Source organism: Erythrobacter sp. W302b (assembly GCF_046452395.1).
GTDB lineage: Bacteria > Pseudomonadota > Alphaproteobacteria > Sphingomonadales > Sphingomonadaceae > Erythrobacter.
Window position 1 is genome coordinate 2,093,118 of the sequence record NZ_JBKFDH010000001.1, and the last position, 15,270, is coordinate 2,108,387.

Genomic DNA, 15,270 nt, shown 5'->3' on the forward strand with positions numbered 1-15,270 from the left:
CATTCAAAGCCTGGGGCGAACGGCGCGAAAGCGGATGTCAGTGCGTCAATTCACCCCCAGCCCCGCCGCCTGAGCGCGCAAGTCCGCCGCCGCGCCGGGGTTGGCCTTCACCGCCGCCTCCAGCGCCGCCTTGGCCTTGGCAGGCTCGCCCAACGTCATGCGGCTGCGCATCAGCATCACCCAGCCATCAATGTTGTTCGGCTCGCGCTGAAGCCGCGCTTCGAGCTGCGCGACCATGCCTTCGGCCATCTGGCGCTGCTCGCTCGGCTTCATCGCCCCTGCCGCCGCGACGTCCGCCGCACTCGGGCCGCGTAGCGCGGGCGAGGCGGCTTCCCCCGCGACGCTCCCCGATCCCGGTGCCAGCAGCGCAGGCTTGCGTGCCGCTTGCGCCTTGGCGATGCGGGCGGCAACGTCGATGCTGTTCATCTTGCCGACCTGTTCGATGGTCCGCACCAGATCGGCCTCCCACGGCGCGCCCTGCGGGCTATCGGCGAGCAGGTCGAGCCACGCAGCCAACGCGCCTTCGTGATCCTTGTCGAGATCCTTTTTCGCCGCGAGGAAATACCGCGCGCGCGGGTCGGTGGCGTCCAGCGCGACCGCTTTCTGGAACGCGGCCAAGGCCTCCGCCGGAAGGGGATCGCGCTCGCTCGCCAGCACCAGCGTTTCGCCAAGGGCCGACCACAGCACGGCCTCGTCCGGGGCAATCTGTACGGCGTGGCGGTAGGCGGCGGCGGCTTCGGCATACTGGCCTTGCCCGAAATAGGCGAAGGCCAGATCACCCCACGGCCCCGCATCGTCTTTTGATGCCTCGGCCGCAGCGCGCAATTGTTCGATGGTCGCGGTGCCGTCTGCCGGAGCCACAGGCGCGTTCCCGTCGCCCGATCCCTGGTACACGTTGAACCCGATCGAGCCTGCCGCCAGCAGCAATGCCGCCCCGAGCAGAACCCAGCCCGCCTTGGACGCTCCGCCCGCTGCCTGTTGTGTGTCTGACGCCATGCCAAAGCGGCTAGCACCGGTGGCCCAGCGGGGCAATTCGCACTGGCGTCAGAGGCCGTTTTGGGTATGGTGCCTCGCGGGGTGCGCGCTATCCGAGGGGGAGGATAGGTGGGCGATGTTTACACAGTCGCGATCATCGGGTCTGGCCCTGCCGGACTGAGCGCAGCCGCGCGTGCCGCGGCGCTTGGCCTCAGCCATGTGCTGCTCGAAAAGACCGATCACCTGTCGGACACGATCTACAAATACCAGAAGGGCAAGCACGTCATGGCGACGCCTGCCAATCTGGTGCTGCGCTCGGACATCGATTTCGAGGCGGGCAAGCGCGAGGCGATCCTCGGGCTGTGGGACGCGCAGATCGCCGGTCACAAGGTCAATGTGAAATACCACGCTGAGGCTAAGGCGATCCGCGGCACGGGCGCGGCGATTGCGGGCAGCGTCCAGCAACTCGTCACCCGCGCGCGTGACGGCACCAAGAACGTCAAGGAAATCCAGCGCCATGCCCCGCCCTATGCCATTGAATTGACGAATGGCGAGGTTGTGATGGCGGAGAACGTCGTCCTCGCCATCGGCACGCAGGGCAATCCCAATCGGATGCGCTGTCCCGGCGCGGACCTGCCGCATGTGCAATACCAGCTGGATGATCCGGCGGAGTATGTCGACGAACATATCGTCATCGTCGGCACCGGGGACGCCGGGATCGAGAACGCGCGCGGCCTCGCTGAAGACCCGGCGCAGAGGAACACCGTCTCGATCCTCAACCGCGGGATCGAATTCCCGACCGCCAAACCGGCGAATGTCAGCGCACTGATGGCCGATCACGAAGCGGGCAAGCTGATGGTCCGCACCGAGAGCGAGACCAAGGCGATCGAGCCCGGCTGGATCACGCTGACCACCCGCGACGGGGACATCCGCATCCCGTGCGACCGCATCATCGCCCGCATCGGCTCGGCCCCGCCGCGTGCCTTTGTCGAGGAATGCGGCATCGAATTTTCAAGCGAGGACCGCAGCGCCTTCCCCAAGCTCTCCCCGGTGTTCGAAAGCACCGCGCCCGGCATCTTCGTGATCGGCGCGCTGGCGGGCTATCCGCTGATCAAGCACTGCATGAACCAGGGCCACGACGTCATCGAGTTCATCAACGGCAACACCGACCTGAAGCCCGCTGACGAGCCGATCATCGCCGCCAAGTTTGCCAGCCTTCCCGGCCAGCGAAGCACCGACGAATGGCTGGAATTCCTGCGCAGCAACGTGTCGATCCTGAACGGCATGAATCCGCTTCAGATGCGCGAGTTCATGCTCGATTCCGAAGCGAAGTTCTTCGTGCCGGGCGAGGTGATCTTCGAGCGCAATGCCCCGGGCTCCTCGCTGTTCGGGATCGCCAGCGGATCGGTAGCAGTCGAGGTGAACCCCGCCGATCCGTCGATTACCATTCCCATCGCGGCAGGCTCGATCTTCGGCGAAGTCGGGCTGATTTCGGGTCGCCGCAGGGGCGCGACGATTCGCGCGGCGGAAGATACCATCGTGGTCGAAATCTCGCGCCTCGCCGCGCTCAAGCTGCAATCGCAGGTGCCCTCGGCCAAGGCGGCCATTCAGCGCATTTCGATCGAGCGGCAATTGCTTCAGATGTTCGGATCGGGCCTGACCCGCGAAGATGTCGCCCCGCTGGTCGAAGCCGCCAAGGTCGAGGAGAAGCGCGCGGGCGAGGTGGTCGTCACCGAAGGTGCGGACGACAAGGACATCTTCATCGTCCGGCGCGGCTCGATGATCGTCGAGAAGCAGATCGGCGACCGACCGGTATTCCTGTCCTACCTCCCCGCCGGTTCCTATTTCGGCGAGATGGCGGTGATCGACGGGAGCGCGCGCACCGCCACCGTCAAGGCCGCGATCAAGTCCGAAGTGATCCGCCTGCCGGGGGAAGGCTTCCTCGCATTGCTGGCGAAGCACCCCAGACTGCGCGAGCGGGCAATGACCGACATGGCCGCGCGGCGCGCCACCAATGCCTTCATCGAAGAGCAGAAGGACAGCTTTTCGGGCGCGGTCGATCTCTATTCCAAGACCGCGCAGTTCCTGGTCGACAACGGCATCGGCGAGGCGACCGACGTGCTGCTGATCGACGAGAAGCTGTGCATCGGCTGCGACAATTGCGAAAAGGCCTGCGCCGACAGCCACGACGGCCTCTCGCGCCTCGACCGTGAGGCGGGGCGCACCTACGCCCACCTGCACGTGCCGACGTCATGCCGCCACTGCGAACACCCGCACTGCATGGCCGACTGCCCGCCCAACGCGATCAAGCGCGGGCCGGATGGCGAGGTGTTCATCGACGAGACCTGCATCGGCTGCGGCAATTGTCAGCGCAACTGTCCCTATGGCGTGATCCGCATGGACGCCAAGCCGCCCAGGAAGCCGAGCCTCCTGCAATGGATGCTGTTCGGCAAGGGCCCCGGCCCGGGCGAGGCCTCCTATAGCTGGCGCAAGAAGGCCGCCGAGGCGGAGGGCGCGGCCAAGCCGAAGCAGGCGATCAAGTGCGACATGTGCTCCGGCATCGACGGCGGCCCGGCCTGCGTGCGCGCCTGCCCAACCGGCGCGGCGATCCGCGTCAGCCCCGACAAGTTCCTGACCTTTACCAAGCTGACCGAGGACGCCGAATAATGGCGTCCAAGGCGGCCCAGGGGAAAGGTGGCACGGGCAGGTTCACGCAAGACGAACAGCGGCGCGATTCTGATCATGTCAGTTTTCTCAAACATCGCGGCTATCGCTGGCTGTGGATCGCGCTGGCGCTCAGCGCGGCGAGCATTGCGGGCTATGCGCTGATCGATCAGGAGCCGCGTCCCAATGGCGGCACCTGGTACGGCTATACGCTCGGCACCATCGGGGTCGGCCTGATCCTGTGGCTTTCACTGCTGGGCGTGAGGAAGCGGCGGATCAATCCGGGTGCGTGGAGCCTCAAGGCGTGGACCTCTGCGCATGTCTATCTTGGCCTGTCGCTGGTGGTGGTGGGGACGCTGCACACCGGGTTCCAAATCGGCTGGAACGTCCACACGCTCGCCTATGTGCTGATGCTGCTGGTGATCCTGACCGGGATTTACGGCGTGGTGGTTTACGCCACGCTCCCCGCCAGCCTCAGCGCCAACCGCAAGGAAATGACCCGCGCGCAGATGCTCGATGCGCTCACCGCGATTGACCGGCAGCTGGAAAGCGCCGCCCAGCCCTTGGGCCGGGTCGAAGCCGATTGGGTGATCGCAGCCTTGGCGCAGGATGTGTTCTACGGCGGGCCGATGGCGCGGCTCACCGGCAGTTATCCCGGCTGCGCCACGGCGCGGGCCTTGAGGGGCATGGGAGGCGGCTCCGAAGCCGCAACCCGTGTTACCGCCCTGCTGGAAAAGCGCCGCGAACAACTGGGGCAGATTCGCGAAGCCTTGCGCATCCGGGCGCTGCTGGAAATCTGGCTGTTCGTCCACATCCCGCTCACCTTCGCCCTGATCGCCGCGCTGACCGCGCATGTGATCTCCGTGTTCTACTATTGGTGAGGGAGCGGAGGGCGTGGCGTTCCTGATCCGCACCATCGATTTCACCGCTGCGGGGCGCGAGATCATCCGTGACCGGGTGGTCGAGCAGGACAGCCTCACCATCGGCCGGGCGGCCGAGAACGATATCCACCTGCCGGATCTGGCGGTTGAGCAGACCCATGTGCGGATCGACGTTCAGGGCGATGGAACACTGGCGGTCGCCGCGCTTGGCACGCTCGGCTTTGCGCTCGATGGCCGGGTGGTGATGGACGGGACCATCGACCCGCGCACCGGGGGAGAGATCGCCCTCGGCGCAGCGCGGTTGGCGGTGGCACGCGAGGCGGATGGGCGGACGATCATCACGATCCGGCAGGTTGTGGCCGATGAAGGCAAGGGCGACGCCCTGCGCGGCTTTGCGCTCGCCAGCGTCCTGCCGTCCAAGCGCGCGATGAGCTGGGCATTCGCGGGCGCGATTTTGCTGTTGCTGCTGCTGTTGCCGGTCACCAGCCATCTGCTGCGCGCGCCCGCCAAGCCCGATCCTACCGGCAAGACCCCCGGCACCGTGCTGATGGACAGCGCGTGGACGAGCGGCGAATTGTCGCTGAAGCACCACGACCTCGCTGACAATTGCGAAAGCTGCCACACCGCCGCCTTCGAAAGCGTGCAGGATGAAACCTGCCTCTCCTGCCACAAGGACACCGGCGACCACGCGCCGATGGGACGGCTCGCCAAAGGTGCGCCTGCGCTATCGCCGGGTGACGCGCTGCAATGGCGGATCGCGGAAGGCTTCGGCAAGGAAGGCCCGCTGGGCTGCGTTTCGTGCCATTCGGAACACGAAGGCCCCAAGCGCCAAGCGGCGGGCGGAGAAGCGTTCTGTTCGGACTGCCACAAGACGCTCGACACCCGGCTGAGCGATACGGCGCTGACGAATGCGCATGATTTCGGAAAGGGCCACCCGCAGTTCCGCCCCGCCTATTACGCCAGCTTCGGCGCGGCCAAGCCGGTGCGCGCGGCGCCGGGGTCGCGGCCGGTCGAACGCTCCGGCCTGATCTTTCCGCACGATGTCCACATGAACGCGCGTGGCGGGGCGGCGCGGATGGCGGTCAGCCTGACACAATATGGTAAGCCCCTGGAATGCAAGGATTGTCACACCCTGACAGCCGACCGAATGTCGTTCAAGGAGGTGAAGATGGAGGATTCCTGCGAAGGTTGCCACAGTCTGGTCTCCGGCCGCACGGCGGCGGGCGGGTTCAGCAAGCTGCGCCACGGCGATATCAAGGATCTGGCCGAGGATCTCGCCCGGATTTCGTCCGGCCCGCGCCCGCGCGTCGGCCCTGCGCGCCAGCGGCCCGGCCAGATCGGCAGCGCCTCACCCTATCGCGCCGATTTCGGCCGCCCGGTGCGCGCCTATATCGGCGTGTCGAACGCCCTGTCCGCGGGCGGGGTCTGCACCGAATGCCATCTGCCGACCCGCGGCCCGACCGGGCAGGCCGATCTCATGCCGGTCAACCTGCCCGACCGCTTCCTTACCAGCGGCTATTTCAACCACGAAGCGCACAAGCGCGAGACGTGCACCGATTGCCACGCGGCGAACATCTCCAAGGTGGCGAGCGATCTCCTGATCCCTGACCTGAAAAGCTGCCGCGCGTGTCATCTCGGTGCGACTGCGGTGAAAACCAGAAAGATCGTGCCGAGCGACTGCGCGATGTGCCACGCCTATCACCTGCCCGCCGGGCAATGGACGGGCTCGGGGCAATCCAAGGGCCCCGCCCCGCATTACCGGGCGCCGCCCGCTCCGCGTAAGGCGAAGGTGGCGGCGGCAGCGGCCACGGCGAGACAACAGCCATGAGCGGGGCGGCCCCTCCCTCCGGGCGTGCTGTGCTGATCGCGCAGATGACCGACATCCACGTCGGCTTTGCCCCTGACGAACAGCCCGAGGAGTTGAACCTCACCCGCTTCCGCGCGACTTTGGCGCGGCTGCTCGATGGCCCCAACCGGCCCGATCTGCTGGTGCTTTCGGGCGATATCACCGATCACGGTGATCCCGAGAGCTTCGCGCGGACAGCGGCGCTGCTGAAGGATTGCCCCTGCCCGATCATCCCGCTGGTCGGCAATCACGACAGCCGCGAGGGGCTGCTCGGGGCCTTCCCGCAGGTCACGCCGGCTGAGGGCGGGTTCCTGCACTCTGTGATCGAAGCCCCGCTCGGCCTCAGGATCATCTGCCTCGACACGTTGGAGGACGGTCGCCACGGCGGGGCCTTCTGCGAAGCGCGCGCCGCTTGGCTCGCCGCGCGGCTGGCCGAGGCGCCCGATCAGCCGACGCTGATCTTCATGCACCACCCGCCGGTGGTCGCCGGGATCGACTGGATGGACCCCGCGCCGGACGAGGCGTGGATCATGCGGCTGCGCGATGTGCTGGCGGAGCAGCATCAGGTGCAGGCGATCCATTGCGGGCACCTGCACCGCCAGATCAGCACACAGTTCGCGGGTATTCCGCTCGGCGTGACGCCGTCAGTCGCGCCGCTGGTGGCGATGGATCTCAATCCGATCGACAAGGACGTGCCCGACAATCGCGAGCTCATCACCACTGAGCCGCCCACCTATGCGCTCCACCGCTGGGACGGGACGGCGCTGGTGTCGCACTACGAGCGCGTCGGCGACTGGGAGGTGCTCGCCCGCTTCCACGTCGGGCTGCAACCCATGATCGAAGGAATGTTCGCGGAACGGGAGTAGTTCTTTCCCCCGCCCCGGGCTTGACCCGGGGCCCCGCTGTTCTTCTCACTCAACATCGGCGAGAAAGAGAGCTGGGCCCCGGGTCAGGCCCGGGGCGGGGTGTTGCATTACTTCCCCACTGCCGCCCTTGGTGCGCCCGTCGGGGCCACCCCGACCCAACGCTTCATGTCGACGTCATCGCTCACCTTCCACGGCACGCCCGAGCGGGTCATGAACAGCCGCTCCATTTCGGCCCGCGTGAACGGTCGCGAGCCAAGCCTGCCGAACACCGCCATCTGCCCGCCGGTCTCGTCCACCGCGCGGTCGCGGTCCAGGCCCTTGGACAGGGCGATGGCGGGCGATGGGGTCTTGGCCCAGGCGATCATTTCAGGCTTGGGCGCGGGGCTGAAGCCGTAGAAATTGCGCTGGCTGTCCGGGCTGGTGAGTTGCAGCACCTTCATCCCGTTGCGCCCATCGGCCACATAGGCGAATAGCGAGGCGTTGGTGGTGCCGACGATCACATCCTCGGCATCGTTGAGCGATCCCTCCAGCGTCACCTTTTGATAGACCCGGGGCGCGCGCGGGTTCTTCACGTCGAGGATCACCAGACCCTCTCCCTTCGCCGCGACATAGGCATAGGTGCGCGCGATATACATGCGCCGCGCGTCGGCCAGCGGCACGGCGCCCTCGGGCACCGCAACCGGCGCGCGCAGCGCGGTGATGTCGAACAGCTTCACCCCCTCGGCATCGGTGACCCAGAGATAGCGGAACTGCACCGCGGAAGCCCGCGCATCGCGCAGCGGCCGCACCGCCGCCAGCTTGGGCGTATCGGGGTTGGCGAGATCGACCACCACCAGGCCCTTGTCGGCGGTGATATAGGCCACCTCGCCCGCCAGCACGATATGCCGCGCCCCTGTCAGCACCCCGTCGGGGTTCCACGCCGTCGAGCCATCGGCATAGGTCTTGCGGGTCAGCTTGTTGTTGCGGAATTCCCCATCCGCCAGCGTGTTGACGTTGACGAGGATCAGGCCCTCCACCGCATCGGTGACGACCGCATAGTTGTAGATCGGCAGGAAGGCCTGTTCCTGATTGATGACGCGCAATTCGGGCGTGCTGCGGGTCGGCGCAATCGGTTGGTTGGTGGCGAGCGCCATGCAGGTCGCGTTGGTGGTCTTGACGTTGGTGTCATGGCCGAGCGCGCTGAACGGCCCCTTCAGGATCCGTTCCGACGTGCCCTTGTTGGCGATGCTGGCGACGTCATAGGCGGTGAACCCGCCCTTGCCGCCCGCCACGAACATGTATTCGCCGCGCAGTTGCAGGCAGCCGACCCGGTCGGAGGTGCCCTCGTGCACGTTGACGAATTCCTCCAGCGGATGGGTCTCCCCGCTCATGCCTTTGTCGAAGGTCTTGCCGCGCACCCAGTTCTTCAGCTCGCGCCCGTTCTGGTCGACGTGGAGGCCCCAGTAATCGGGGTAGGCGTAGCGGTGGAGATAGGAGCCGATCACCGCCTGCGGCTCGTCATATTCGGTCACGCGGGTGGCCTGGAAGCCGCCCTCGAGGCCGCTCCACGCGTTGAGGCCGACGAAGTTCACGTAATTGGTGCCCAGCAGGAAGAGCTGCGCCATGATCGCGTTGTTATCGTCCTTGGCGCTGAGGTGGCAATCGGTGCAGGTCTTGGTCTCGGTCTTGCGCACGGTGTGCGGGAAGTGCGGCGCGAAGGCCTGGCTGGAGAAGCCGATGGCCGAAATCGGCGGCTGCTGCACGTAGATGCGTTCGCGGTTGATGTTGGTCGAGGACAGCACCAGCGCCGAGGACGAGCGCACCGGGGCGACCTGGTTGCCCTTGGTGGTCTGGTGCTTGCCCAGCTGGAACATCTCGTCGCGCGCGACCTGCGGGTTGTAGGTCGCGAAGTTGCGGGTCTCGCCGCCCTCATAGCGGTGGCTTTTGGTCTTCCAGTTGGCCTCGATGGGTAGGTGGCACCCGCCGCAACTCGTCGTCCATGAAAGGTGGCAGGTGAAACACGCCATTTCGGGGTCGCGATGCGCGCGGTCGTCGAGCGCGATGCCGGTGCCGAATTCGAAATTCCCCGTCTCGGCCCCGTAACGGCTCACCAGCTTCGCGCGGGCCGCTTTGGCGTTGAATACCGGAGTGGCGGGATCGACCGAGTCCTTGACGAGGCTCATCTCCCATTCGAGTTTCGGATCGACGATGGACCGCTGGATCAGCTTTCGCCGGCCGTCCGCGCCTTCCATCCATTCGAACCGGCGCTTGCCATCGGGGTTGCGCAGCAAGCTGAGGTCGTGGCCTTCCGGCGGTGCGGCGGGGCCGCTGGTGCGCAGGGTGGGGTAGGCATCGGGCGTGCCGTGGCAGTCCTTGCAGGTGATCTCGATCGCGTTGGCGACCTCGCCATAGATGAGGCCATTGCCGTGGCTGTCCTGCTCGAAGTGGCAATCGGCGCATTGCAGGCCGACTTCGGCGTGAATGTCCATCATGTGGACCGCCTTGCCCGGATTGGTGCCGGGGGGGACGAACTTGCCCTCGCCTTCCTTGCGCCATTTCTCCGGATCGTCGGGGTCAACGACATTGCCATCCGCATCCAGCAAGTTGCCCTCCCGGTCGCGCTTGAAGATCGCGCGGAAGTTCCAGCCGTGGCCGTGGTAATCGGCGAATTGGGTGTCCTTGAGGGTCGGGTTCAGGTCATAGACGTTGCGCAGGAAGTCGAGGTCGGCCCAGTTGCCCTTGGGCGCTGCGCCTTCGGGGTTGCGGTCATTGGCGGCGCGGACGTCCTCGGCGGTGGGGTATTTCTGCTGCTTGGGCCACATCGCGGGCGCGTCACTCTCGTAATCCCACATGGTGTAGCCGAGGAAGGAATTCAGGAAGATGTTGGGCTGGTGCATGTGGCAGTTCATGCACTGGCTGGTCGGGATCGCCCGGGTGAAGACGTGCTGGAGCGGGTGGCCCTTCTCCTTCAGCTGCCCGCCCACCGTCAGCCCGTCGTCGGCGCGTTTGCCCGGAACCGCTTCCTTTTCGTGATCATCATGGCCCGGCTGCTTCACCGCGCCGTGGCCGGTGGTCTTCTCATCATGGCCCGCCGCCGCATGTTCGATCTTTTCGGCGATGGTCGGATCGGCGGTGATGCTCTGCCCGTCCCGCCCAAATTGCGCATAGATCAGCGAATGGCGCGGTTCGCGGTCATTGGCATAGACCACATGGCAACTCGCGCAGCCCGAATGGCGATAGTCGCCCGGCTGGTCATTGGTCCCGAGGAACCAGGTGAAGGGATCATTGAGGCGGGTCTTGTGAATGTTGAGCGCGGGGATCGCGACGCGCAGGCCGGTGCCGGGGCCGCGATTGGACTGCTTGAGGTCGGGCCGCCCCGGCTCTTCCAGCCGCTGGATCGAGCCCGAAGGGTTGGGTAGGCCGATTTCCGGAAACTGCGAGTTGATCGTGCGGCCCCCGCGCTCGAACACGCGGAAGATGTCGCCCGGCGGGATCACCTGCCACGTCGGGAGCGGATACATCTCGGCAAGCACGCCGCGCGCGATCTGATCTTCCGACAGCACACCCCCCGGCCCCGCGCCGGGCGAGGTGATCTTCGCAGGCAACCCGTCGCGGGTATAGGCCTCGCCCAGCAGGTAGTTCTTGAACGGCAGAATCCCGTTATTGTAGCTCGCCCCGCCCCACAGCATCGCGCCTGACGCCATGATCGAGCGCTCGGCCGCCTCGATCGCCTGAATGTGGCATGAGCCGCAGGCCTCACGCGCCACGCGGTAGTCTGACGGGTTCACGAATTTCACGAACTCGGGCGCTTCCTTGTTGAGCAGCGCGTAGGACCGCTTGGGGTTGGCCGAGGACGGGAAGTGCCAGCTGTCGGGATAGGTCGGCAGCACGTGGGCATTGTCGCGCGCGGCGACGTAATCGGGGTGATCGTGCGGAAGCTCGGCATTGCCGCGCACTGTGGGGTTGCCGCCGTGGCAATCGGTGCACCCCAGCCGCACGGCAGGCGAGACGTGCATGGTCGGCGCATCGGTCTTGACGTGGCAGGTGAGGCAGCCTTCGGACTTGGCGTCCATCTCGGCGACCGATTGCCGCTGCGGCGCGGGCGGCGCGATGATGAGCGAGTAATCGCGCTTGACCGGCTTCTCCTTGTCCGCCGCCTGCGGCGCGCCCGCGAACAGGCCGATGGCCAGCACCAGCGCCGCTGCCAGCAGCGCCATCTGGCGGGTGAGGGAGTGGGTCAGCGCGCGCATCAGTAGGTCAACACCACGTTGGCGAGGATCGAAACGAACTCCCGCCCGCCGCCGCGCGCGGTGAACAGGTCGCGGAAACCGTCCCCCGCCAGCAGTGTGGCGGCAGATAGGCGGAAGACGAGGTTCTGATTGGCCTTGGGCCGCCAGATCGCCGCAGCCGACAGGTCGAAGCCGATTTCCTTCGGGATCGACCCTTCGTTGCGCAGCGCCTGAAGGTTCGACGTGTTTGCGAACCACAGGTGGTTGGCATTGGCCGACAGGCGGAACTGCGGCGTCAGATCGAAATCCGCACCCATGCCCAGCAGCATCAGGCCGGGGTTGTTGAAGTTCGACTGCCCCTGCTCCTTCGAGGAGCGCAGCGAATTGAGCAGGCCGTTGCGGCCATTGACACTGACCGCTCGCCCCCCGCCCGCAAAGGGGATGGTTTGGCGGATCCAGTAGGAGGTATCGGCCCCCGCAAAGACCGGGTTTTCGAAGATCGCATCGAACCCGCCCTCGGTATCGTCATAGGGATCCTCGTCCCCGCTGGCATAGGCGGCCGAGAGGCGGAAGCGCATCCAGTTGCGGTCATAGCTGGCTTCGACCGCGGCGAACTGCGCGTTGATGTCGGCCGGGCGGTCGGTGAAGAAGGAATTCCGATCCTCCCCCAGCGCCCAGTAGAAGCTGCCCGTCAGGTTCACCCGTCCGATGCGGCCATCGGCGTTGTAGCCGAGATAGACGACGTCATACTCGCGGCCCCGCAGCGTCCCCAGCAAGGCCGGGCGCACCGGAAAGCCGTTGGTGTCGATCTGGATGTCATCGGCCTCGCGGTTCATGTTGTAGACCACGGTGATCTGGCTGGTCAGCGCCGGGATCAGGAAGTCCTGCCGATAGGCATTGGCGACGAAGACGAAATCATCGCGCGGGCTCCTCAGGATCGCGTTGAGGCCCGAATTGGTGTCCTTCTCAAGACGCCAGAACGCGCCAAGATTGAACTGGAAGCGGTTGTTGTCGCGCGATCCGAACAGGCGCACGCCCAGCTGCTGGTCGTTGAACAGGAAACCCCGGAAGTCCGACTGGAACGGCTGGATCCCGGCACGCAGCGAGATGAAGTCGAACCGGTCATTGTCGAATTGGCTGAAGTGGTAATCGACGAAGGCTTCCTGCACCCCAAGGAACTGGTCGAGCCGGTGCGAGGGGCGCGAGGGTTCCACAAACAGCACGCGCCGCTCGGGCACGTCGACATAGTTGACGTTGTAGGCCAGCGTGACGCGGTACTCGATGGTCGGCGGCTTGAAGGTGGTCGAACCTTTCAGCAGCGCGAAACCGGCGATGAAGGTCTGGCTGAAGACCTGACTGAAATCGTTCCCGAACACGTCGTTGCGGTCCGGGTCTTCGGTGGTCTGGACGCCGACAGGGATCGGGAAGGTGCGCGGTTCGTAGACCGAGTCGCTGATGAGGTTGGCGACGAAGAACCAGTCATCGCCCTTGATCGGCAGCCACGGCACCTTGGCGCGGTTGATCGGGCGGTCACCCTTGTAGGTGTTCTGGTGATAGGGATCGAACAGGTTCTCCTTCACCAGACCCAGGCTCTCGATCAGCCGCCAGCGATCGGGGATGGGCAGCTGATCGGTCGGAAAAGCGCTGGGGGGCGGCGCGCGGATTGCGCCTTCGTTGTTCTGTTCGATCCGTTCGGGCAGCGGCGCGGTGTAGCCGGGGCGCTCGCGGCCCTCGATGATGCCGGGGTCGACGGGGGGCACGTCCTGCTCCCAGTCCTGTGCCGCGGGTGCCTCGCCGGGCGGCACCACGGGGGGCGTCGGCTCCTCGGGTGGGGCAGCCTGTAGCAGCAGCAGGGCGGGGAGCAGCGGCATCATCGGCTAGAGCCCCTGACACACGTTCTGTTCGCTGCTGCCGATGAACGGCGCGAACGGACAGTTGACGTAGCGCAGCCGCACTTGACGATTTCCGACCGCGACCACGATCCGGTCAGCGCGGATCGCAGTCGGCGCATTGCCCAGGCCGCCGCCCGCACGGTTTGCGCCGTTGTGCAGGCCGAGGAAGCTGATCATGTCGTCCTGATCGATCCCGTCGCCCGACACCCCGATGCCGCCGACCAGCACATTGCCGCGATAGACCGGGACTGATCCGGGGAAGATCTGGATGCCATTGTCCAGCCGCGTCGCGCCCGTTGTGACTTGCGGCAAAGCGGTGCAACGGCGCGGGGTGTCCTGCGCGCTCGCGCCGGTGACGAAGGCGAGATGCTGCGCGAGATTGCCGACGATCAGCGCGCTTTGCAGTCCGGTCGAGAACGGATTGAACTGCGCAATCGGGCGCGACAGCGGGCCGTTGGGCTGACCCACCTCGCCATCGGGGAAATAGGGCCGTGACAGGTTGCCGCTGGCGCGGTCGGAAAGGGCAAAGCCGCCGGTCAGCGCCGCAGGATCGCCGAGGAACGCGCGCGTCCGGGCCACGAATTGCGGCACTTCCCCGCCCGCCGCCAGCAATTCATTGGCAGCAAACGCGCCCGAGAAGAAATTGGCCGTGCGCGCCTTTTGCAAGCTCACATCGATGCCGAAGACCGGCGCATCGGGGGAGCGGACAAGGCCAAGCACCTGCCCGCGCGTATCGACCAGACTGATCGTCACCTGCGCGCGGCTATCGAGCGGCTGACGGATCTGCGCCCGGGCGCGGCTCATCACGGTGAAGGCCTCTTCAAGGATCACCCGCGCCTCAGCTGCGGTCAGCGGGCTCGCCACATCGCCCGCATCGGTTCCGCCGCGCACCGGAAAGCGGTTCGCGCCCGCGCCATTGGTGAGCACGAAGGCATCGCGGTTGGCGAATTCCGCGGCCGTCGACGCGCGCACGCCCGAAGCCTCGCTGCCATAGGTCGCGCCCGCCAGCAGCGCCGATCCCATGTAATAGCCGGCCACTGGCACCAACGCGCCCGCCGTTCCCGCAAAGCTCGCGCCGGCAAGATTGCTGATCTGCGTGTACTCGACGTCGGTATAGCGCAGCGAAGTCCCGTCGGCGGTAATGCGGTCAGCGCGGATGCTGACCGGGGCTTCGAACCCCACCGTCCCGGCGAGCGCAATCGCCTCGTCCACATCGCCATCCCGGTCGAGCACATTGGGATCGAAGCTGTAACTGCCGTCCGCAATCACCCCGATGCCGCCGACGACCACGCCGTTCTGGTAGAGCGGGAAGCCCCCCGGATCGGCGGCGAGGCCCAAGGGCGAACGCTTGGGGCCGATGAACCCGTCGCTCGCCCGCGCGGCGAGGTCGGAACAGGGTAGCTGGCTGAACTGCACCCCGAACAGCGGGCCGCTTTCCAGGCCTGCGGTGGTCGGCGCAGGCGGGAAATGCTCCTGCACGATGAAGCTCGCCGTGCGGGTCGAGAAGGCATTGCCGCTGCTGGAGAGGTAGGCCCCGGTGATCGCCTTGGCGATGGCCGCTCCGGCGCTCGGGATGGTGAGGCCCTGCGCGTCCTGATTGCTGCCATCGGGCGCCGAGGGAATGCGCGCGGTGCCCGCAGCCCCCGGCATGGCAAAGACGCCGAGCACATTGCCCACCCGGTCAGTCACCGCGATGGTCGCCGCTACCCCGCGCGCCCGCGCTTCAGCGGCGGCCTGAGCGATGATCGTGCCGACTTCGGCGCTGGTGAGACTTTCGGCGGCGGGGACGGAATACACTTGACCGGCAGGCGGCGGCGTGGGTGTCGGCGTTGGGCCGGTGCCGCCGGTCGCGCCGCCGCTCGAGGACGGCCCACCGCCCCCGCAGGAGGCGATCACCAAGGCGCTTGCCGCAACCCAGAATGCCCCCCCTTTGCGCAT

8 protein-coding genes are annotated in these 15,270 nt (G+C 66.5%); 4 read left to right on the forward strand and 4 right to left on the reverse strand.

Going from position 1 to position 15,270, the window contains the following annotated elements:
* Positions 1-45: 45 nt before the first annotated feature.
* Entirely contained in the window at positions 46-996 is a 951-nt protein-coding gene (locus tag ACLBKT_RS10085; RefSeq protein ID WP_410182783.1) for a tetratricopeptide repeat protein, read from the reverse strand.
* Between the two features lie 108 nt (positions 997-1,104).
* On the opposite strand from ACLBKT_RS10085, the gene ACLBKT_RS10090 reads away from it, so the two are divergent.
* Genes ACLBKT_RS10090 through ACLBKT_RS10105 form a run of 4 tightly spaced genes read left to right on the forward strand, consistent with a single transcriptional unit; the run spans position 1,105 to position 7,232 of the window.
* A complete protein-coding gene (locus ACLBKT_RS10090; protein WP_410182784.1) occupies positions 1,105-3,642 on the forward strand; it encodes a cyclic nucleotide-binding domain-containing protein in 2,538 nt (845 codons plus the stop codon).
* Positions 3,642-4,520: a hypothetical protein gene (locus ACLBKT_RS10095; protein ID WP_410182785.1), complete on the forward strand. Its 879-nt coding sequence runs from the start codon at positions 3,642-3,644 to the stop codon at positions 4,518-4,520. Before ACLBKT_RS10090 ends, ACLBKT_RS10095 begins: the two co-directional genes overlap by 1 nt.
* Before the next feature lie 13 nt (positions 4,521-4,533).
* Entirely contained in the window at positions 4,534-6,348 is a 1,815-nt protein-coding gene (locus ACLBKT_RS10100) for a cytochrome c3 family protein (protein WP_410182786.1), read from the forward strand.
* On the forward strand, positions 6,345-7,232 hold the full coding sequence (locus ACLBKT_RS10105) for a metallophosphoesterase (RefSeq protein WP_410182787.1): 888 nt from the start codon (positions 6,345-6,347) through the stop codon (positions 7,230-7,232). Before ACLBKT_RS10100 ends, ACLBKT_RS10105 begins: the two co-directional genes overlap by 4 nt.
* Before the next feature lie 107 nt (positions 7,233-7,339).
* On the opposite strand, the gene ACLBKT_RS10110 is transcribed toward ACLBKT_RS10105, so the two are convergent.
* Genes ACLBKT_RS10110 through ACLBKT_RS10120 form a run of 3 tightly spaced genes read right to left on the reverse strand, consistent with a single transcriptional unit; the run spans position 7,340 to position 15,270 of the window.
* The gene (locus ACLBKT_RS10110; RefSeq protein ID WP_410182788.1) at positions 7,340-11,461 is read right to left on the reverse strand and encodes a hypothetical protein; all 4,122 of its coding nucleotides are present in this window, start codon (positions 11,459-11,461) and stop codon (positions 7,340-7,342) included.
* A complete protein-coding gene (locus ACLBKT_RS10115) occupies positions 11,461-13,314 on the reverse strand; it encodes a hypothetical protein (RefSeq protein WP_410182789.1) in 1,854 nt (617 codons plus the stop codon). The genes ACLBKT_RS10110 and ACLBKT_RS10115 overlap by 1 nt, the downstream gene beginning before the upstream one ends.
* A 3-nt stretch (positions 13,315-13,317) precedes the next feature.
* Positions 13,318-15,270, reverse strand: a complete 1,953-nt coding sequence (locus ACLBKT_RS10120; RefSeq protein ID WP_410182790.1) for a heme-binding protein — start codon at positions 15,268-15,270, stop codon at positions 13,318-13,320.